This is a genomic window from Pedobacter nutrimenti (assembly GCF_032678445.1).
Classification (GTDB): domain Bacteria; phylum Bacteroidota; class Bacteroidia; order Sphingobacteriales; family Sphingobacteriaceae; genus Pedobacter; species Pedobacter nutrimenti_A.
Genome location: NZ_JAVTSQ010000005.1, coordinates 344,182 through 365,292, shown reverse-complemented (window position 1 = coordinate 365,292; position 21,111 = coordinate 344,182). Strand labels below are relative to the sequence as shown.

General features: G+C 42.7%; 16 protein-coding genes. 11 read left to right on the top strand and 5 right to left on the bottom strand.

Annotation, left to right across the window (positions count from 1 at the left end; translation table 11 throughout):
• Window position 1: 1 nt before the first annotated feature.
• Both R2S08_RS11110 and R2S08_RS11105 read right to left on the bottom strand, forming a co-directional pair.
• Window positions 2–775, bottom strand: coding sequence for an ABC transporter ATP-binding protein (locus tag R2S08_RS11110; RefSeq protein ID WP_133780678.1), 774 nt, complete (start codon window positions 773–775; stop codon window positions 2–4).
• A gap of 7 nt (window positions 776–782) precedes the next feature.
• On the bottom strand, window positions 783–1,589 hold the full coding sequence (locus R2S08_RS11105) for an MlaE family ABC transporter permease (protein ID WP_410479523.1): 807 nt from the start codon (window positions 1,587–1,589) through the stop codon (window positions 783–785).
• A 232-nt stretch (window positions 1,590–1,821) separates the two neighbouring features.
• Between R2S08_RS11105 and R2S08_RS11100 the strand changes: the two genes are divergently transcribed.
• The 6 genes from R2S08_RS11100 (at window position 1,822) to R2S08_RS11075 (ending at window position 13,003) form a co-directional block, all read left to right on the top strand.
• Window positions 1,822–2,400: an RNA polymerase sigma-70 factor gene (locus R2S08_RS11100; RefSeq protein WP_316835246.1), complete on the top strand. Its 579-nt coding sequence runs from the start codon at window positions 1,822–1,824 to the stop codon at window positions 2,398–2,400.
• Between the two features lie 109 nt (window positions 2,401–2,509).
• Window positions 2,510–3,670, top strand: a complete 1,161-nt coding sequence (locus R2S08_RS11095; protein ID WP_316835245.1) for a FecR family protein — start codon at window positions 2,510–2,512, stop codon at window positions 3,668–3,670.
• Window positions 3,671–3,930: 260 nt separating this feature from the next.
• On the top strand, window positions 3,931–7,314 hold the full coding sequence (locus tag R2S08_RS11090) for a TonB-dependent receptor (protein ID WP_316835244.1): 3,384 nt from the start codon (window positions 3,931–3,933) through the stop codon (window positions 7,312–7,314).
• 40 nt (window positions 7,315–7,354) lie between these two features.
• Complete coding sequence (locus R2S08_RS11085) at window positions 7,355–8,818, top strand: RagB/SusD family nutrient uptake outer membrane protein (RefSeq protein WP_316835243.1); 1,464 nt, start codon at window positions 7,355–7,357, stop codon at window positions 8,816–8,818.
• Window positions 8,819–8,828: 10 nt separating this feature from the next.
• A complete protein-coding gene (locus R2S08_RS11080; RefSeq protein ID WP_316835242.1) occupies window positions 8,829–10,709 on the top strand; it encodes a glycoside hydrolase family 97 protein in 1,881 nt (626 codons plus the stop codon).
• The gene (locus R2S08_RS11075) at window positions 10,709–13,003 is read left to right on the top strand and encodes a glycosyl hydrolase family 95 catalytic domain-containing protein (RefSeq protein ID WP_316835241.1); all 2,295 of its coding nucleotides are present in this window, start codon (window positions 10,709–10,711) and stop codon (window positions 13,001–13,003) included. The genes R2S08_RS11080 and R2S08_RS11075 overlap by 1 nt, the downstream gene beginning before the upstream one ends.
• On the opposite strand, the gene glgP is transcribed toward R2S08_RS11075, so the two are convergent.
• A complete protein-coding gene (gene glgP / locus R2S08_RS11070) occupies window positions 13,000–14,646 on the bottom strand; it encodes an alpha-glucan family phosphorylase (protein ID WP_316835240.1) in 1,647 nt (548 codons plus the stop codon). The genes R2S08_RS11075 and glgP overlap by 4 nt on opposite strands.
• Before the next feature lie 138 nt (window positions 14,647–14,784).
• On the opposite strand from glgP, the gene queD reads away from it, so the two are divergent.
• The 4 genes from queD (at window position 14,785) to R2S08_RS11050 (ending at window position 18,025) form a co-directional block, all read left to right on the top strand.
• The gene (gene queD, locus R2S08_RS11065) at window positions 14,785–15,141 is read left to right on the top strand and encodes a 6-carboxytetrahydropterin synthase QueD (RefSeq protein ID WP_316835239.1); all 357 of its coding nucleotides are present in this window, start codon (window positions 14,785–14,787) and stop codon (window positions 15,139–15,141) included.
• Between the two features lie 165 nt (window positions 15,142–15,306).
• Window positions 15,307–16,650 carry a deoxyguanosinetriphosphate triphosphohydrolase gene (locus tag R2S08_RS11060; RefSeq protein WP_316835326.1) on the top strand — a complete coding sequence of 448 codons (1,344 nt, stop codon included), beginning with the start codon at window positions 15,307–15,309 and terminating at the stop codon, window positions 16,648–16,650.
• Window positions 16,651–16,675: 25 nt separating this feature from the next.
• Window positions 16,676–17,362: a uracil-DNA glycosylase family protein gene (locus tag R2S08_RS11055; protein WP_316835238.1), complete on the top strand. Its 687-nt coding sequence runs from the start codon at window positions 16,676–16,678 to the stop codon at window positions 17,360–17,362.
• A gap of 93 nt (window positions 17,363–17,455) precedes the next feature.
• On the top strand, window positions 17,456–18,025 hold the full coding sequence (locus R2S08_RS11050; protein WP_316835237.1) for a porin family protein: 570 nt from the start codon (window positions 17,456–17,458) through the stop codon (window positions 18,023–18,025).
• An 83-nt stretch (window positions 18,026–18,108) separates the two neighbouring features.
• Here the strand turns inward: R2S08_RS11050 and R2S08_RS11045 are convergent, their stop codons facing one another.
• Entirely contained in the window at window positions 18,109–18,864 is a 756-nt protein-coding gene (locus R2S08_RS11045) for a DUF1269 domain-containing protein (protein ID WP_316835236.1), read from the bottom strand.
• Between the two features lie 284 nt (window positions 18,865–19,148).
• Here R2S08_RS11045 and R2S08_RS11040 point away from each other — a divergent pair, with 284 nt between their 5' ends.
• Window positions 19,149–19,601 carry a GNAT family N-acetyltransferase gene (locus R2S08_RS11040; RefSeq protein ID WP_133780651.1) on the top strand — a complete coding sequence of 151 codons (453 nt, stop codon included), beginning with the start codon at window positions 19,149–19,151 and terminating at the stop codon, window positions 19,599–19,601.
• A gap of 66 nt (window positions 19,602–19,667) precedes the next feature.
• On the opposite strand, the gene R2S08_RS11035 is transcribed toward R2S08_RS11040, so the two are convergent.
• On the bottom strand, window positions 19,668–21,107 hold the full coding sequence (locus R2S08_RS11035; RefSeq protein WP_316835235.1) for a SusD/RagB family nutrient-binding outer membrane lipoprotein: 1,440 nt from the start codon (window positions 21,105–21,107) through the stop codon (window positions 19,668–19,670).
• Between the last annotated feature and the right edge of the window lie 4 nt (window positions 21,108–21,111).

The window sequence follows — 21,111 nt, the reverse complement described above, 5'->3', positions numbered from 1 at the left end:
TTTATTGTATAAAATTATATTCATAAAAAGGTTTTACCCTTTCATCGTTTGTATTAAACACTTCTTCAAAAGTTCCCTGACGTTCAAATTTTCCATCCAGCAGCATAGCCACCCTGTTGCCTACAGTTTTTGCGCAGGTCAGGTCATGAGTGATCACAATAGAACTGGTGTGGTACCGCTCTTGTACCTCATTGATGAGTTTATTGATCTCGATGCAAGTAATAGGGTCAAGTCCTGCAGTCGGTTCATCATAGAGCATGATCTCTGGTTGCAGGATCAATGTTCTTGCAATACCAATTCTTTTTCGTTGTCCGCCTGAGAGTTCTGAAGGCATTTGGTTAATGGTCTGCAGTAAGCCTACCGCATCTAAAACACTTTCGACAGATTTGTCAATCTCTGCCTTGCCCAGATTTTTTCTGTTCCTTACCAATGGAAACTCCAGGTTTTGCCGTACTGTCATACTGTCGTAAAGTGCACTGTTTTGAAAAGAAAATCCCACTTTTAAACGTAATGCTAAAAGTTCTTTATAGGAAATCTCATCTACTATATTGTTTAATACACTTACCCGTCCGGCATCTGGGGTGAGTAATCCGATGATGATCTTAATCAAAACGGATTTACCAGTACCAGATTTACCAAGTACCACTAAATTTTCTCTTCTATATAAATCGAGGTCTACACCTTTAAGGACGTGGAAATTACCAAAAGATTTATTCAATCCCCGGATCTCAATGACTTTTTCCTGCTCGAAGTTTGTAGAGGGTTTCTGCTCCATAAAATGATCAGGTTCTAAATAAACTGAAAAACTGTACCGACACCACTTCTTCTATAAAAATCAGGAACATTGCAATAACCACGGCAGAATTTGCAGCCTTACCCACACCTTCGGTTCCTTTTGAAGAATTATAACCCTGGTAACAGCCAACCATGCCAATCGTAAAACCAAAAAGTATGGCTTTTATGGTTGAAGCGGTAATATCCAGAAATGTAATCTGCTCTAAAGAAGCCTGAAAAAAAGCTTTGGCACTAGTCCCCTCACTCATAGAAACATTGAGCAGAGCGCCCAGCATGCCTACAAGGGCTGTATAAAAAGTGAGGATGGGGATAGTGATTGTTGCCGCTAATACCCGTGTGGAGACCAGGAATTTAAAAGGATTGGTCGCTGAAACTTCCATAGCATCAATCTGTTCTGTAACCCGCATAGAACCCAGTTCTGCACCAATACTCGAACCCACTTTACCTGCGGCGATCAGACCGGTCAGAAGGGGTGCCAATGTCCTGAGTAAAGCTATACCAACCAGCGAAGGGAGCCAGGAAGTTGCACCAAATTCGGATAGAGAAGGCCTGGATTGCTTGGTAAACACCACACCTGTGATGAAACCAGTGGTAGAGATCAGTAATGCGGAGCGGTATCCGATCTCATAGCATTGTCTCAGCAGTTCTTTCCCTTCATAAGGAGGCAGGAAACCTTCCTTGAAAAAACGCATGATAAACCTGTTTACTTCATATACGGTCAGAAACATCCTGGCAAATTTGCCGGGTGTTTTAACCTCTTCATTCAACGCGGGGGAATTTTCAGTGCTCTCCATTAAGAGAAATAGTATATTTTGTTAGTACGATATAAACCAATTGTTGTTATCAAACCTTGAGCCAAAGTTAATAATAGCTGACAAGTTCTCACTAAATAATTGAATTTACTGCAAAACAGTAAAAGATGTTATAGTTTCCTAAATCGTTTGCGCTAAATTATTTCATTTTTAAACTAAAATATCATTAGTTTTAATCCTGAATGATCAGCAACCATCTGAAATTTTGAGACCTATGCCAGGACATCAAAGCCTTAATGATGAAGAATTAGTTGTACTCCTGAAAGAAGGTAATGAGGCGGCATATACATTAATATTTGATCGTTATTATGGCTTACTCTTTGCGCATGCAATAAAAATGTTGCAAAATGAAGACGAGGCCAAAGATGTAGTCCAGGAACTTTTTGAAGTGTTATGGACTAAACGACAGGATTTGATTCTAAAGGGAAGTTTGTCCTCTTACTTATATGCTTCCATAAGAAACAGGATTTTAAACTGTATTTCTCATAAAAAAGTAGAATGTAAGTACCTGGAATCCCTTGGTGTGTTCACAGGGCAGGAAAATGAACACACGGATTATTATGTAAGGGAACGTGAACTCAAGCGCATCATAGAGGCTGAAATTGACGCATTGCCTTTGAAAATGCAGCAAATATTTAAACTAAGCCGGGGGGAATATCTCTCCCATAAGGAAATTGCATCCAGATTACAGATTTCTGAGCTCACCGTAAAAACTCAAGTGAAAAGAGCCTTGAAGATTCTTAAACCCAGACTTGGATTCATCTTGTTTTTTCTGAGTTTGCTCAAATGGTGAGCAATTCTTAGGTCAATAATTTTTTTTTAATCTCTTGTACCCCCAGTACCCCCACTTCACTGTCTTATAGCCAAATCCTCTTTTAGAGGGTAAACCAAATATTAAATCTATGCAACAGGATCCTAAGTTATTGTTGAAAAAATATATGGATGGGAAATGTTCGGAAGAAGAGAAGGCTCTGGTTGAAAGCTGGTATCAGGAACTGAACAACATCAACGCGCATCATAGCTTGATTAACCATCCAAACAAGAATTTGGCTGAGCAGACTAAAAAGGAGGTTTGGAGCGCACTCTCCATACATAAAAACAAAAATAAGGGAACCTTTTTATGGTTAAAAATAACCAGTGCTGCAGTAGTCCTGATCTTGCTCTCCGTTTATCTTTTTCTTTATCGTTCACATCAAAAGGCTGGACCGACCCGGCAGGTCGCTAAGGTCAGTGATATTGCACCAGGTGGTAATAAAGCGTTCCTGACTCTGGCCAATGGAAAAAAAATATCGCTGACAGATGCAGCTAATGGAGATTTGGTTAAAGAGGCCGGCCTCGTGATTCAGAAAAAAGCAGACGGCCAACTTATTTATACGGCGGCAAACTCTGCTGGCTCTGCTTCTGGTAGCCAGTATAACATCATCGAGACTCCAAGAGGCGGTAAATATCAGATTAACTTAGCTGATGGTACCCGGGTTTGGTTAAATTCAGGTTCTGCTTTGAAATATCCATTAAATTTCAAGGGGCATTTTAGAAAAGTTGAGTTAAAAGGGGAAGGTTATTTCGAAGTTGCAAAAGATAAAACCAAACCTTTTTTAGTTAAAACTGCACAGCAGGAAGTAGAAGTTCTGGGTACACATTTTAACATCAGCAGTTATGCCGACGAGGCAGCTGTTAAAACAACCTTATTGGAGGGCTCTGTAAAAGTAAAAGCCAACCCTGGCGATTCAAAGGTAAGCGCACAGGAGATTCTGAAGCCAGGACAACAAAGCCAGCTCAGGTCAAATCAGATCAAAGTAGGGCCAGCTGATCTGGAGTCTGTAATGGCCTGGAAAAATGGAGATTTTGTTTTTGAAGGCGATGACCTGAAAAGCATCATGAGGCAATTGTCGAGATGGTATGATGTAGAAGTTGTCTATCAGGGGAACTTCGATAATCTCCGTTTTGGAGGTTATGTATCCAGGTCAAAAAATATCTCTTCCGTACTGAATATTATGGCCTCTACAGGCAAGGTCCGTTTTGAGATCAGTGATAAAAAAATTATAGTAACCAATAATAAATAAGCATGAAAACGAGCATCCATATAAAAGCACCCTAGACGAAGAAAAGCCAAGAAAAAACCGGAAGTGCTTCGAACCACTCCCGGCTAAGATCATTGGGCTTACCCTCCAACAGTTAATTTTTCGTTTAAACCCAACTAACCAAATGTATGAACTTTTACAAACAATCGGTATGTAAGCCACCAGGCTTTGCACACAAATTTCTGTTGATAATGAATTCTGCTTTTCGCAGAATCAACGAGACAGATAAAAATAAACTCATTATGCGAGTTAAATTCACCATAATTTTATTGATCACAGCCTTTTTGCAATTTGCACAGGCTGGCAAAGCTCAGCGCATCACCATTTCGAAAAAAAATGCCAGCCTTGAGCAGGTGTTCAAAGAAATCCGGAAACAAAGCGGATATGATTTTTTTTACGATCTGGAGGACATCAGAAAAGCAAAAAACGTTGATCTTTCTGTCCATAATGAATCACTGGAAGAAGTTTTAAAGCGCTGTTTCGAAAATCAGCCTTTCACTTTTACCATAAAAGACAAAGCAGTTATTATAAAAGAAAGTCCTCAGATCCAGGTGAAACTGAATCCTGTGCAGAAAGTAGAACTGAAAGGTAGGGTTACAGATGAAAAAGGTGGCCCATTGCCAGGAGTAAGCGTAAAACTGAAGGGCAGCAGTATTGGTGCCATGACAGATACGAACGGGAATTATGCATTATCGCTGCCAGACGGAACCGGCGTTCTGCTGTTCAGCTTTATTGGATATCTACCACAAGAGGTTCCTGTAAATGGAAAAACTATCGTTAATGTCGTGCTGAAAGAAGAAAATAAGGCGCTTACCGAAGTCGTTGTAGTGGGATATGGTACTCAAAAGAAAGTAAACCTTACCGGTGCAGTGGCCTCTGTTACAGGTTCAGAACTCACCACCAGACAAGCACCCAATACGACCTCTTTGCTGCAAGGCAGAATGCCGGGGGTGCAGGTCATCCAGAACTCCGGACAGCCAGGTGCAGAAAATGCAGGCATACAGATTCGCGGTCAGGGTACTTTCAGTGGTGCAGGTAATGATCCACTGGTCCTGATCGACGGGGTAGAAGGAAATTTAAACAATGTTAACCCGAATCAAATTGAGAGTGTTTCTGTGCTTAAAGATGCAGCTTCAGCAGCCATTTATGGATCAAGGGCAGCCAATGGGGTAATTCTCGTAACCACTAAATCTGGTAAGGCAGGACGATTGAATATTGATTACAGTTATAATTTTGGCAGTCAGCGGGCAACTTCAGTTTATGACAGGATTACCAATTCTGTAGAATTTATGGAACTGCTCAATAAGGCCATCGCGTACACTGGCACCAATGCAAACCAAACTTATAGTCAGGCACAGATTGATGCTTATCGTCAGGGTGCCATAAGCAATCCGGCACAATACCCAAGCTACGACTGGATGGATGCGATCTTTCGTACAGCACCTATGCAGCAGCATTTTCTAAGTGTAAATGGTGGAAAGGAAGGAACTACGTACAATTTTGGTGCAGGCTATCTGGACCAGGATGGTATCCTTATTGCCACGGGTTATAAAAGATACGATGCCCAGTTTAATTTTAAAACAAGTCTGAACAAGAAGGTAACCTTTGGAACTAATATCGCCTTTTCTAAAGGCAACAGAAACGAAACAGCTTTAAACAATAATTTCGATGGCAATTCTACTGAAGATCAGATATTAAGTGCACTGGCTGCCCACCCAACTTATGCGCCAACTTTACCTGATGGAAGTGGCCGGTATTCTGCGAAGGCCTATATATTTGAAGGTGGAAATAAAAATCCTGTAGCCACTGCCGAGCACGGAGGGCGTTATATCAATAACTATTACACACTGGCTTCTGCATTTCTAGATGTAGATATTCTTCCCGGATTAAAAGGAGAAATCAAAGGTGCGGTCAAATATAACGACAAGCAAACCAAGGTGCATGTTGTCGGTATACCAGGCTACATGTTTCTTCCGGATGATAAAGGACAATATGCCTATAATACACAATGGAACGGTACGGTGGGAGAAAACAACCTGACCGTACGGAGTGAAAAAGATGTTCAGTATACCATTTTTGGAACCTTAAACTACACCAAGACCTTTGCGGAAAATCATAATTTTAGTGCTTTGCTAGGTGTAAGTCAGGAAACCTTCAGATATGACCGTTTACAGGGCTTTAAAAGAAATGCACCCTCAGATGACATTACGGAACTAGGTGCTTATTCTCCCGGTGGGCAGCTTTCTGATGGCTTTGCTTATGAGTGGGCTTTACAATCAGTATTTGGAAGGGTAAATTACAATTATAAGGAGAAGTACCTGCTGGAAGGAAATTTTCGCTATGATGGTTCTTCGCGTTTCCCGGATGGCAATAAATGGGGATTCTTTCCTTCGGCCTCGGCCGGATGGAGAATTTCACAGGAAGACTTTATGAAGTCTGTGAAATGGGTAAACAGCTTGAAGGCCAGATTGTCCTGGGGCCAGGTAGGTAACCAGAATGTCAACCGTACCCTGAGCGGAGAGCAAATGCCTTATCCTTATCAGGAAGTGTTAAACCCGGTTTTATATAATATTGGGGGTTCTCTTCAGCAAGGCGTTACGCAGACCGACCTGATCAACAGGAACATTACCTGGGAAACAACCACAGTAACCGATTTTGGTGTCGACTTTAGCTTGTTCAACTCCAAAATATCCGGTTCCGTAGACTGGTATTCCAAATACACCAAAAACATTCTCAGAGCATTGCAGGTCCCTGATTTTATCGGGATTGCCGGACCAACAGTGAATATGGGTGAAATGAAAAACACAGGTTTGGAATTTTCTCTGGGCTATGAAAACAGAGACCACAACTTTCATTACAAAGTACAGGGAAATTTCGAGACCTATAAAAATAAAGTCATGAAATTTGGTGCCAGAGAGATTGACAGCAGTAACGGTTATATCCGTCAGGAAGGTCTGCCCTATAATTCTTATTATATGTACGTGTTTAACGGTATTTATCAGAACCAGTCAGAGATTGATAATGGGCCAACACCATTGGTTAAACCAAAGCCGGGTGATATGAAATACAAAGATGTTAGCGGACCAAATGGCGTGCCTGATGGAAAGATCACAACGGATGACAGGGTAGTGGTAGACGGAGCCTTTCCAAAATTCAATTACGGACTTACTTTTAATGCAGACTATAAGAACTTTGACCTGAGCTTTTTCTTTCAGGGCGTTCAGGGACGCAAGATCTATGTGAAAGAATGGGGAATAGCGCCATTCAGACAGGCAGGGCCACCTCCAACTTTTTGGAGAGATGCCTGGGACGGAGAAGGAACTTCTAATACGATCCCTCATATCTTTAATGAAAATTATGCCCCAGATACTCAGGTGTCTGACTGGTGGTTGCAAAATGCCTCTTATCTAAGGCTGAAAAATCTGCAGCTGGGCTATAATTTTCCTGCAAAGGTTCTGAATAAAGTCAAAATACAAGCATTGAGGCTGTACCTTTCAGGAGATAACCTGCTCACTTTTACCAGTTTCTTTAAAGGAAGTGATCCGGAACGTGCCGCAGCAAGTGGACGTGCGGCCATCTATCCGCAAGCAAAAATTTATTCAGTAGGAGTGAAAGTAACGCTTTAACAAGATGATGACTTTCTTAAACCATAAAAAAAAGAATCCGATGAAGACCTATATAAAATTGATCTGTCTGCTGATACTGGGTGTCCTGGTCAGCTCCTGCAAGAAAACGCTGGACAAAGATCCGCTCGCCAATCCAGACTCGGCAAACTTCTGGAAAACAGAAGGCGAAGCCAATAAAGCATTGATTGCTTGTTACTTTAAGCTTAAAGAGCCCATTTTTTCCAATGGCCCAGGTCAAAGCGGCAACTCTCTCTATTGGGAAGCGCTTTCTGACAACGCTTCCAATACCTCTAACTATGAGTCCTTTGATCTGGTCATGAGAGGAGAACACAATTCAGCGACCACTGGTATCATTAGTAAAAGTTTCACATTCGGTTTCCAGGGAGTTGCCTATTGTAACTATTTTCTCGCCAATGTAGATCGGGTAAGTGTAATGGCCGAGAATACCAGGAACAAGATGAAAGGAGAAGCTCTTTTCTTACGTGCCTTCTTTTACAACGATCTGACCCAACTCTATGGAGACCTTCCGTTAATTTTGAAACCTGCAACCCTTGACGGAGACTTTATGAAGACACCCAGATCACCCAAAGCAGATGTAGTTGCCCAGATCCTGAAAGATCTGGACTTAGCCATCTCTTACCTTCCTGCAACAGCTTATAGCGATGGCCGCGCAGTAAAGGGGTCTGCAATCGCTTTAAAAACCAGGGTCTTGCTTAATAATCAGCGCTATGCTGAGGCTGCGGAGACGGCCTGGAGTTTAATTGGCGACGCTTCAAATCCATTTCGCTTGTCCAGCAACTATTCCGGACTTTTTTTCGGAGATCAGATCAATAATAAAGAAATCATGTTCTCTGTACAATTTAAAGCTCCTGATGATTATCATTCCTTAGACCAGGTGATTGGTGGAAGAATGTCGGTGTTTCCAACCTTAGAACTGCGAAATGCTTATGAACCTGGAGATCCAAGGTTAAAAATGACCATTTTTGAAGCAGGAGATCCCTGGGCTTATAACCCTGGAGGGTTTAAACAAAGTGGCAGTACTGCTGAAGGTCAGATTCCCTATACCAATATGGCTTTTAAAAAATGGGTCAATACAGCGATCAATAATGCCTCAGGGGCAACTTTAAGCGATCAGCATATGGTCAAGATCCGCTATGCCGATGTACTGCTCATGTACGCTGAGGCGATGTTTGAAAGTGGACAAGGCGGAGATATAAGAGCATTGAAAGCGTTGAACGATGTAAGGGCAAGGCCAGGAGTGAATATGCCACCAAAAGCCGCACTGACCCGCGAAATCATCAGAAATGAACGAAGGGTAGAACTGGCCTTTGAAGGACTTCGTTACAATGATTTGATCCGCTGGAAAATCGCAGACCAGGTTATCCCTTCAGTTGCCTATGATTCCAAAGGAACAAAGCGGAAATTCAAATCCTTTCTGTTCCCGATACCATTGGGTCAGATGGACATCATGAAAGGTGTCTGGACGCAAAATGCAGGCTTCTAAATCCAATGTTATGACCCGGATTAAAATTATACTTTCGCTGTTGCTGCTGGTGACAGCGAAAGTTTGTTCAGCAGATCAGCCTACTGTGCAGAGTCCAGATCGGCTGATCCGGTTCAGACTTTTTGTTCAAAACAGGCAGCTGAGCTACAGTGTACTCTATAAAGATCAATTGGTGATTGGCCCTTCTCCCATCCGGATGTCGGTAGATCAGACCGAGGTAACCAGAGAAGTACAGATTGGGAAAATACAGCCTTACCAACTCGATGAAAATTATCCATGGTACGGTGTCCATTCTAATGTACAAAACCATTTTAACGCTGCAAAAATTGCACTCTCGGCAGGTAGCGAAAAATATACTGCAGACATCCGGGTGTTTAATGACGGGGTGGCCTTCCGGTTGATTGTTCCTGGAAAAAGTGATATAGAAAGAGTCGCCAGAGAGTCTACCCTATTCACTCTTCCAGAAGGAACAACCGCCTGGTACCACGATATCAATGCACACTATGAAGGCGTATATGAAAAACGGAATATGGATACCGTGAAAAGAGGTGGCTGGGCAGCGCCACCGGCTACTTTCCAGCTCCAAAAGGCTTCTTGTTATCTTTCCATTACGGAAGCAGATTTGAAAAATTATGGAGGAATGGCACTTCAGTCCAATGGAGAAAGAGGCCTGGTATTGAGGTTACCTTCTGAACAGCCCGTTTCCTATCCATATAAACTGCGTTATAGCCCAGCAGATACATTGAGGCTTTCCCAACCTGCACGTATAAAAGGAACCATCACAACCCCATGGCGGGTGATCATGGTTGCTGAGAATTTAAATAACCTGGTCAATAACGATATGGTTCACAACCTCTGCCCGCCGCCAGATCCAAAAATATTTCCCCAGGGTATCAACACTTCCTGGATAAAACCTGGGCCAGCCGTTTGGAAATACCTGGACGGAGGAGGGCAAAGCACCTTGGAGGAGATGAAAGAATATTCCAGAATGGCTGCTGATTTAGGCTTTAAACATAATATTCTGGAAGGATTCTGGCATACATGGACTGATGCCGAACTTCGCGAACTGGTGCGTTATTCCGCAGTCAAAGGCGTCGACATCTGGCTCTGGGAACATTCTAAGAACTTATGGGATGCGGGTAAAAGGCATGCTTTATTTCAGCATTGCCATGACCTGGGGATCAGGGGGCTGAAGATCGATTTCTTTGATCATGAAGCGAAAGACGTCATTGATTTATACCAGTCTATTCTCCGGGAAACGGCAGCTCAGCAAATTATGGTTGATTTTCATGGGGCGAATAAACCGACCGGGCAGCAGCGGACCTGGCCAAATGAATTGACACGAGAGGCTGTGAAAGGTATGGAAGCCAGTAAGCTGGCCGACCGGGCAACACACGAAGTAACTCTTCCTTTTACCAGATTTATTGCCGGTCCGGCAGAATATACACCAGTGCATTTTGGTGAACGCCGAAAAAACACAACCCGAGCACACCAGGTAGCGAGTGCCGTTATTTTAAGTGCTCCATTGCTCACCTATGCAGCCAGCCCTGAGCATCTGTTGCAAAATCCCGCTGTGGAAATGATCAAAAGTATCCCCTCCATATGGGACCAGACCATTGTGTTACCAGGCTCGGCTATAGGCGAAGCAGCAATATTTGCCAGAAGGAAAGGAAATACCTGGTTTCTTGCCGTGATGAATGGTGCCAAACCAAAAAAGATAGAAATCCTGCTTGATTTTCTGGGCAACGGCAGTTATAAAGTGTTGGAAATTAAAGATAAAACAGGGCAATCTGATGCTGTTGAGCTGGTACATCGTAGCTATAACAGAAACAGCCATATACAACTTGATCTGGGAGAAGGAGGGGGATACATCGCTAAATTTGAAAGATAATGCTCTTAAAAAAACAAACATCTCTGTTCTTCCTGTTCTTGCTTTTGGCAGGATTATCCGGCTATGGGCAAATAAAGGCAAGCTTCTACAAAGCGGTCTTTACTACACCACCCAAGCATACACCGAGCTCTAAAACCCCGGATGGCCCCCTGGCAGGAAACGGAGATATTGGACTCAGCCTTGGCGGAACGCCAGACAAGCTACGGTTTTACATCGGTAAAAATGATTTCTGGCGGGCCTATCCGGTTTATCCAGGGGGTGGTATAGCCTCACCAGGATTTCTGGAAATGAACATTAAAGATCTGGAAGGCGGGAACTACTATGCCGAAGAACTTCTGGACAGTGCACTCATCAAAGGGCGATTTAGTACATCCAAACTTGACCTTTCTTTGGATACCTGGGTAAGCGCAACTGCAAATACAATAGTCGTTGAACTCAACCCCAATCAGGCCACCACAATTGCACTAAAATTGAAGGCTACAGAGGGAAATACTTCCATTTCTCATTATGGAAAAACCGGCGATGTGATCTGGGTAACACGTTCTTTCGAAAACAGCCCTTTACTGGACTGGCCGGCCCATGTGGCTATGGCCTTAAATGTGACCGGGGGAACATTAGAACAAAATGGTACCTTGAGATTGAAGGCGGGTCAAAAAACATCGGTAAGCATCACCATATACACGAATCAGGACTGTAAAAATTGGAAGGAAAGATCTATAAAGGAAGCGGCAGCAACGGATGAAGGCACTGTACAACAATTGAAAAAGGAGCATCTGCAATGGTGGAAAGATTTCTGGAACCGCTCTTGGATTTCAATAGGAGATACGACACTTGAAAAATACTATTATGCCTCTCAGTATCTTTTTGCCTCTTCATCCCGCAAAGGGAAGTTTGCACCAGGTATCTGGGGGCCTTTTGTAACCAGAGACTCCACTTCCTGGGGCGGAGATTATCACCTCAATTACAATTACCAGGCACCTTACTGGGCGGCTTATTCCTCCAATTATATAGACCTGACGGATAACTTTGATCAGCCGGTGCTCGATTATATCGAGAAAGGAAAACGCCATGCAAAAGAACTGCTGGGCATCAGGGGGATTTACTACCCGGTAGGAATAGGACCCAAAGGATTAGTCACTACCCGCTGGCCATTAAGCCCTCAGGAGATGTTCAAAAGATACGGAACGACAGATAATACCATCGATGGAGGCTATAAATTCCTCGGTCAGAAGATCAATGCGGTTTTTAGTGCAGGCAATATGCTGATGCGGTTCTATAGTACCTATGACGAAGATTATGCCCGTAAAGTTTACCCCTATCTGCTGGAATGTGCCAATTTCTGGGAAGACTATCTGAAATATGAAAATGGTAAATATGTGATCTATATGGATCACTATGGCGAAGTGATGCCTAATCTGAAGAACAAAGGTGTTTGGAAAGACCAGTTGGGTGATTTCAATTCAACGCTCTCCCTCGGCCTGGTCAAAATGCTCTTCAAGGGAATAATAGACATAAGTACCTTTCTCCACAAGGATCAGCCGCGACAAGCAAAATGGGTACAGATCAGAGACCATATGAGCCCTTTTCCTCTGGGAGAAAAAGAAGGTCGGATGAGTTTGAAAAGTGTAGAGAAAAGCCCGTCCAGCTGGCATCAGGGCGTAATGGGTTTGTCAAGAGTATCCATTCATGGTTTAATCCTACCAGGTGGTGTTTGCGGTCCGGTTACCGATTCTGCATTTAATCAGATCCTGCTGCAGGATGTAGCGCATTGGAAAGACAAGGCAAAGGAACCTGGAGATTGGGGAAATACACTAGGTAATGGGATAGAGACCTGTTTTCCGGCTGCGGTAAGAGTAGGCTATCCTGCAGATGAAATTATGGGTTATTTAAAAGAGCGGATTGCCAGACAATCTCTTCCTAACCTGTGGATCACCGCTGAAGGTGGCGGTATTGAAACCCTGGCAGCAGTGCCACTTACGTTAAATGAAATGCTCCTGCAAAGTTATGAAGGGGTGATCCGGATCTTTCCGAACTGGAATAAAAGCAAAACAGCAAGTTTTCATAAACTCAGGGCCTATGGTGCATTTGTGATCAGCAGCAGCCTGGACAAAGGAAAAATAGAGGAGGTTCAGATTCATAGTGAAAAAGGAAGAGACTGTATCCTGGAAAATCCCTGGCCAGGCCAGCATTTTCAGGTCATCAGAAATGGAGTAAAAGGAGAACAAGTCTATGGTAAAAGAATTGTTCTCCCAACGGCTGCAGAGGAAGAACTCCTGCTGAAACCACTCCTTTAATAGAGTTCCTGCTGGTATTGTTCAACCATTCTGCCAGCGTCAAACTGCGGTACAATTTCCTTTGCCGCAGTTTTTAAAATACTTGTCCATCTCGCCTGGTCTTTATAATACATGGGCACCACCACCTGTTCCAGTTTATCCATCAAAGCAGCAGCTTCCTGCTTGTCTTTGTCTGTATCGCTCAGTTCATCTGCTGCCGGCTGGATGACGAAAGCATTTTCCATATCTTTCGCAAATTCCGGCACCCATCCGTCGGGCATAGAAAGGTTGATGCTGCCATTCATAGCAGCGGCCATTCCGCTGGTACCTGAAGCTTCCCGATACATTTTTGGATTGTTGAGCCACACATCAGAACCTTTTTTTAATAAGGCAGACAGACCCAGCTCGTAGCCAGTCAATACCGCACAATTCTTTAAGGGTTTAGCACTGCGGATAATCTGGTTGAACAAATCAATGGCGCCCTGATCTTCGGGGTAGGGTTTTCCAGCCCAGATCACTTGTACAGGATAATCTGCATTGTTGATGAGTTTTACAAATCTGTCCCAGTCTCTCATTAAAAGGTCGGCTCGTTTATAAGCGGCAAAGCGCCTTGCCCAGACCAGGGTTAGCACATTCGGATCAAATAGCTTTCCGCATTGGTCCGCTACTGTTTTAAAGAGGCTGATCTTCATTCCTTTCTTAACCAACTGGATCTGTTCCTGCTCACCTGTTTCTAATGCTTGTTCAAGCGATTCTTCCTTCCAATAGGTTTTATTCTGTGCGTTGGTAATAGAGATGATTTCACAGATATTTGGATAATGCCCCCACATTTCCCTGGCTACTTCACCATGTAATTTGGAAACCCCGTTTGCTTTTCTGGCAAAGCGGAGAGAAGCCAGTGTATAATTCAAGTCATCTCCTTCTATACCCAGGATGTGTTTGACCTCATGATCCTGTAAATGGTAAAAGAAAGACATCTCTTTCAGCAGATCAAAACGGTGCGACTCATTGCCAGCAAGTTCAGGGGTGTGGGTCGTAAATACCACTCTTTTTTTAACTTCTTCCAGGCTTTGGTATTTAGCATAGAGGTAGAAATTCAGAGGCAGAGAGTGCCCTTCATTCATATGATAAACATCTATAGGGAATTGAAGTACATCCAGCAGCATGGCACCACCGATACCCAGTACCATAGATTGCGCAATTCGGGTTGATTCGTTAGAATCATAAAGACGATGTGTAATCGATCTGGAAACCTCATCATTCTCTTCTATGTCTGTACTTAGTAAGAATACCGGAGCAGAACCAAAAGTCTCCGGCTTCAACAGATAAGCCTTAACATGGACCGGTGCATCATGAACAGGAATAGTAAAAGTAATGCCTGTATCCTGCAAAAAGGAAGGATTCTTTTCAACATAAAAAGGCTTCATATCTGCATCGGTATCCCGAAACTGGTCATAATATCCATATTTCCAAAGCATTCCGATGCCAATAGTGGGGTGTTTTAATTCGAAAGCACTCCGCATGTGGGAGCCTGCCAGAAAACCAAGCCCGCCACTGTATATTTTTAAAGACTGGTCTATGGCAAATTCCATTGAGAAATAAGCGATGGTTTTATTATACTTTTCATTGGGTTGATACCCGAAGATCTGTTCTTTACTGATCATATTTAGATGGATATATCGTGTGGCCGATGTTAAAAAACTGCTATTAACATAAGGTTTTTTTACTATTAAACCTATTAGTGACGCAGATCATTTTTTTATAAACCAAGATTCTACAATTTGCGGCACACGATTAACAAAATGATTATCTATAAGAGTTTTACATTTGATTCTGCTCATTACCTGCCTGAAGTGCCAAAGGGGCATAAGTGCGGTAATATGCATGGTCATACTTATTCGCTTAAGGTCTTTGTGTCTGGCGAAATCGATCCGGTAACCTGTTGGTTTATGGACTTTGAGGATTTGAAAAACACCATCAATCCGGTTATAGCGCGTCTTGATCACCAGATTTTAAACGAAATCGAAGGTCTGGAAAATCCAACTACTGAAAATGTGGTGGTCTGGATATGGAATGAGATCTATAGTCGGCTTCCTGAACTGGTTAAACTTGAACTTAGCGAAACGCCTGGATCCGGGGTGATCTACGAAGGCAGATAATTTTTAAATCACTTTCGTTAAAAGTTCCCATAGTGTTATTCATTTTGATCATTACAACAGTTCCTGGACCCGATTGTTTTTCAGCTTTTGCAAATGCCTGTTATAAAATTTGAAATTCTGGCAATTAAATAGAACTTTGCCCTCAATTTAAGGAATGCAACTATGATGAAATGGGAGAAGCTATTATCCGCCAAGCGTTGGGGAAATGAAGACAGGTTTAAAGGCAACCAAAAAGAAGCCCGGTCAGAATTTCAGCGTGATTACGACAGGATCATCTTCTCTTCTCCTTTTAGAAGACTACAGAACAAAACCCAGGTTTTTCCTCTGCCGGGAAGTGTTTTTGTACACAACCGTTTAACCCATAGTCTGGAAGTTGCCAGTGTAGGCCGTTCTCTGGGGAGTATCTTTTACAACAAGATGAAAGATATACACCCGGATATTGATGATACCTGCCCGCTGCTCATTGAGGCCGGAAATATTATTGCATCCGCCTGTCTTGCCCACGACCTGGGGAATCCGGCTTTCGGGCATTCAGGAGAATCTGCCATTTCTCATTATTTTACAACTGGTGATGGAAAGATTTACCAGTCGCAGGTCACTGAAAGCCAGTGGGAAGATTTGATCAATTTTGAAGGAAATGCCAATGCCTTAAGAATTCTGACCCATCCTTTTGCTGGTAAAGGCACCGGGGGCTTTGCCTTAACTTATGCCACTCTGGCTTCCATTGCAAAATATCCTTGTGCATCGATTGCTGGTCACAATAAGAAGAATATCTTCACCAAGAAATATGGCTTTTTTCAATCTGAACAAAGCGGCTTTGAAAAGATCGCTGTTGAAATGGATCTGATCAAGGTACAGGAAGAACCTTTGATCTATAAAAGACATCCGCTGGTTTACCTGGTGGAGGCAGCAGACGACATTTGCTACAATATCATTGACCTGGAAGATGCCCACCGGTTAAAGATACTGTCTTATAGGGAAGTGGAAACCCTATTGCTGCCTTTGTGTAACGATGCCCAGCTGCCTGGCCGTTTGGCCGAAATGGAAGACGACGATGCAAAGATCACTTTAATGCGCGCAAAATCCATTAGTACCCTGATCTGGCAATGTTCCAATGTATTTTACCAGGAACAGGAAAGTATTCTTGGTGGCCATTTCAACCAAAGTTTGATGGATGCCATCGAAGAACCGTATTTATCGGTGATGAAAGAAATCGAGCGGATCTCCATTAAGAAGATCTATAACTACCACTCTGTGGTGCAAATTGAAGTGGCCGGATATCAGGTCATGGGCGGACTATTGGAAGAATTCATTCCTGCTTACCTCCAGAATGAATCAAAATACCATAAAAAACTGGTAGAACTGATCCCAAAACAATTTCTTACCCAGCAAACCGATGCTTATACCAAGATCCAATGTGTACTTGATTTTGTTTCCGGCATGACCGATATCTATGCTGTAGAATTGTTCCGGAAAATTAAAGGTATCTCTTTTCCTTCTATGAGTTAAATATCCAAACTATAATCCTATCCTCATGAAAGCGACATTTGCAGAAAAGGTCCTTGTTTTTTACAGGCAACTTGATGGTTTTTCAGGGCTTCCTGAGGGGATAGAGGTTCTCAATCCGTATAAGGACGGATCAGCTACCTATGAACTCGCTGCCCGGTTTTATGAAAAATTTTATGCGGATACTGCATCCAGATACCTCATCATCGGGATTAATCCCGGAAGGTTTGGAGGTGCGGTTACAGGGGTGCCTTTTACGGATCCAAAGCGTTATATAGAGCAGTGTGGCCTGGAATATAATGGGATAATGACGCATGAGCCTTCTTCGGTATTTGTCTATGAGATGATTGATGCATTTGGAGGTCCGGCTGCTTTCTATAGCCAGTTTTACATCAATTCGATGTTTCCACTTGCCCTTACTTATAAAGGGAAAAATTACAATTACTACGACAGCGCTGAACTCAGTAAGTTGCTGAGACCCGCTATTATAGAGAACCTTAAACAGCAGATTTCTTTAGGGACAGCGCTAGACATTTGTTTTTGTCTCGGTAAGAAAAACTACGAATTTCTGCAGAAGTTGAACCTGGAGTATCAGTTCTTTAAAGAGATTATTCCTTTGGAGCATCCGAGGTATATCGTACAGTACCGAAGTAAAGATAAAGCTGCTTTTATTCAAAAATACCTCAGGGCTTTTCATTCCGTTGGTGTGAAGTGATCATTTTTATTTTTTTAAAAAATGAATAGGGGTAAAGCATCAGCATGTTGTCTTACCCCAAAAGAACGATCATTTATTAAAAAATCACAAAAAATGAAAACCACTAAATTATCTTTAATTGTTGCTTTATTAGGTTTGAGCTTTTTCTCTGCAAAAGCCCAAAATTCCGACTTTAACTTCGGTATTAAAGCAGGTGTGAACTATGGTACCCTGCCTTCAGGTTTAAAAGACATGAGCGATAAAGCCGGGAAAGCAGGTTTTAATATTGGTGTATTTGCCCGCGCCGGGAAAGACCTGTACGTACAGCCAGAGGTTAATTTTTCTACCTTCGGTAGTAAGTATACCCTGGGTTCTAAAGAATATGAACCAAAATTCAGACAAGTGAATGTTCCGCTGATGATCGGTTATAAGCTGATCAATACGGCAAACCTGAATTTCAGACTTTCAGCAGGTCCTGATTTCAGTTATAACCTGAATAAGCCGGATGCACCGCAGAACTTTAGTTACAAAAGAGTCAATATGGGTGGAGTGATCAATGCAGGTGTAGATATTGGCAATATAACCATCGATGCCCGTTACACGCATGGATTTACCAAAATCAATAAAGGCCTGGATGAAAAAACTGGTTTATTTAATCTTTCTGTCGGATTTAAAATTTTCTAGAGCTTAAACAGCTGCGAATAAAAAAGGAGGCATCGCAATTTGCGATACCTCCTTTTTTATTGGTTTACAGGGTTATGATCGCTTTAGCGGTTTTTCTTAATTTCTTCGAGTCTTGTTTTTTGTTCTGTTAGACGTTTCTGTAATTTCGCCTTTTTTTCTTCATTATGCTCTTGTTCCGTCTCTTCCGCGGTATGAATCCAGTGATGATATTGTTTTTCCTGCTGTTCTGCGTTTTGGTTTAGTTTTTTCTGCAGGGCCTCTCGTTGTTTTTTAAGATCAGCAAGGGTGTTTTTCCAATCGGCTTCTTCGGTACCTTCTGTATCGATGATCTTTGCTTCTGCTTCCTGGATAGCTTTGTTGATTTTATGAAGTTCTGTTTGCGCCGGAAGATAGACTTCATCATTGACATTGAAGCGTTTCAGATCTGAAGTTATGGGCAGGAGAACTGAATTAACGGGAGTTTCCCAGTCTTCCCAAACATGTGCGATCAGCACAGATTTACCTTTGGGAATTTGTGAGGATACGGTATCCAGGTAGTCGGAAACATTTTCTGCTTTTAAGGTTTCTCCGGCGGATCCGGCAAGCATGCCACCTGCCACACCGACAATAAAACCAAGCGGACCAGCGAGTAATCCAATCAATCCGCCCAATAAGCCCCCACTGATCATACCTGTGCCTTCTGTTTTATCTTTTGCAGATCGGATAGCAGTCTTGCCGGAGGCATCCTTGCTGAGTACATAGGTTTCGCCAAGTGAAATATCTTTTGTTAAATCCAGTTGCTGTAAAGCTTGTAAACCAGTAAATGCCTCAACTTCACTATTGAAAAGGGCTTGAATCATTTTTTCCATATAAACTCCGACTGTTGATTTTTAATACTACAATTTAAAGTCAAATTGGTTTGAGAGGAGGTGAATTGTTCGAAAAATTCTGTACAGCTGCTTCAAGACTAACGATATCAGGCGGGCTGAAAAAGCCCGCAGATCTCTGAGGTCTTTCCGCAGCGTACGAGAATTTTTCGTAGCAAATTGCAGAGGAGGGTGGTGGTCCGGGTAGGATATAGATAGAATATAACCAGAAACTCACACCATTTTTATATATTTAGAAAACGTTAATCAATTATAGAATGAGCTCCAAAGAATATAAAAGCTTGAATTTCAGACAAGCCGATCCTGAAGATTCAGAAGCCGTTTATGGTTTTATTTGCAAGCTGGAACAAAAGAAAATGGATTATGAAACCTTTAAGACCCGATTCAGAGAACAGGTAATGTCGCCCTCTATACTGTTGGTCCTTGCAGAAAATGAAGGTGTACCACTTGGTTTCCTGAGTTGTCATAACCAGAATTTGCTGCACCACGATGGTGAAATCTATGAAATTGTGGAATTTGTTGTAGAAGAACAAAGTCGTGGGAAGGGGATTGGAAAGAAGATGATGGAATATCTGGAAGCGCAATTAAAAGACAAAGACTATGAACTGATTGAAGTGGCTTCCAATAATTCCAGGGATGGAGCCCATCGGTTTTATCAGCAATGTGGCTTTAAGCAAAGCCATTATAAATTTACAAAAAGTAAAAAATAAAGAGCCTCCGATGATTAAAGATTAGATTATCGAAGGCTCTTTGTTTCTTATTTTTCTTTCTATCAGTTATTTTACGTCAAACCACAGTTTGGTAGTCAATATGTCTGCACCCTGGTGGGCTACAGCGGCTTTATAATTTGCACCGTTCAGTGATTGTTCTGTACCTGGATAAATGAACCTGACTGGAAGCTGTCCGTTCAGGGTACCAGCAACCGCGGGGCTTAGAGCCGGATAATCCAAGCGTCTCCATTCAGCAAAGGCTTCCAGTCCCTGACCAAATAAAGCAATCCACTTTTGGTTCCCGATAGACTTTCTGAAATCAGAAGCATCATATTGAACGGCTGCCGACTGGGTGTAAGTGGAGATGTCTCCTTCAGCAATAGCATATTGTCTTAAAGATTCTGTAACGGCTTGTTTGTACAAAGCTGCAGCATCTTCTGTGGTAAAACCCCTGGCTGCGGCTTCTGCCCGGTCAAACAATACCTCTGCGTAGCTGATGATGACTGCTGGCGCAGTAGGAGCAAGGAAATAAGCGCCGGGTTTAGAGGTTTTGGTGAGGCCCAGGTTGGCCGCATCACCAGTAAGTAAACCATTTGCAACACCAACATAGGTTTGCGCTGTTGCATCTTTTGTTGGGCTGGCGAAAACAGCAAGACGTGGATCATTTAAACTTCTCAGTCTGTCTACAATGGTTTTGCTGATCCGGTAATCATCGCGGGTATCAAATAAATTGCTGATGGGGTTTTGATTAGGAGAAGAAGAGTACACCAGGCGTGCTGTTTCAGCTTGCGTACTGATATAACCTGTACCCTCTGCAGCGATCTCTGCGAGGACAGTTTTGGAGATTTCAGGCTCCCGGTCGGCAATACGCAAAGCGATACGAAGGCGGAGTGAATTGGCGAATTTTTTCCAGCTGCTGATGGATCCACTGTAAAGGATATCGCCGCCAATGGCTTTGCCATTTACATTTAAATCCAGCTGCGCAGATTTCAGATCATTCAGGATCCCTAAGTAGACATTTCTTTGCGTGTCATATGCAGGGTTGACATAAGTGCTGATCTGTATGGCCTGACTGTAAGGGATATCTCCATAGGCATCGGTTAAAAGGGAGAAGATCCAGGATCTTAATACTTTGGCTACCCCGCGGTAATTGGTATTACCTTGTGCATCGGCAATGCTGATTACTTTGTTTAAATTGGTAATCCCTTTGGTATAGCCATTGTTCCAGAGTTCCTGCAGGTCGTTGTTGGTAAAGATATAGCGATCGGGATCTGTATATTGGATCTTGGCCCAATGCTGGATGAACAACAAGCTGGAATTCATATTGTTGGTGGTTCCCCAATAGGTATCTGCCGTGTTTTTAATGGCACCGGTCAGCAGGTAATCTGGCTGTGGGTTTTCCGCTTCGTTAGGGTTTTTATTAATATTAGACAACTGGTCCTTGCAGGAACCAAGGGAAAGTGCAAGGACTGCAGAAAAAGCGATAGTTATGGATTTGAATTTCATGATC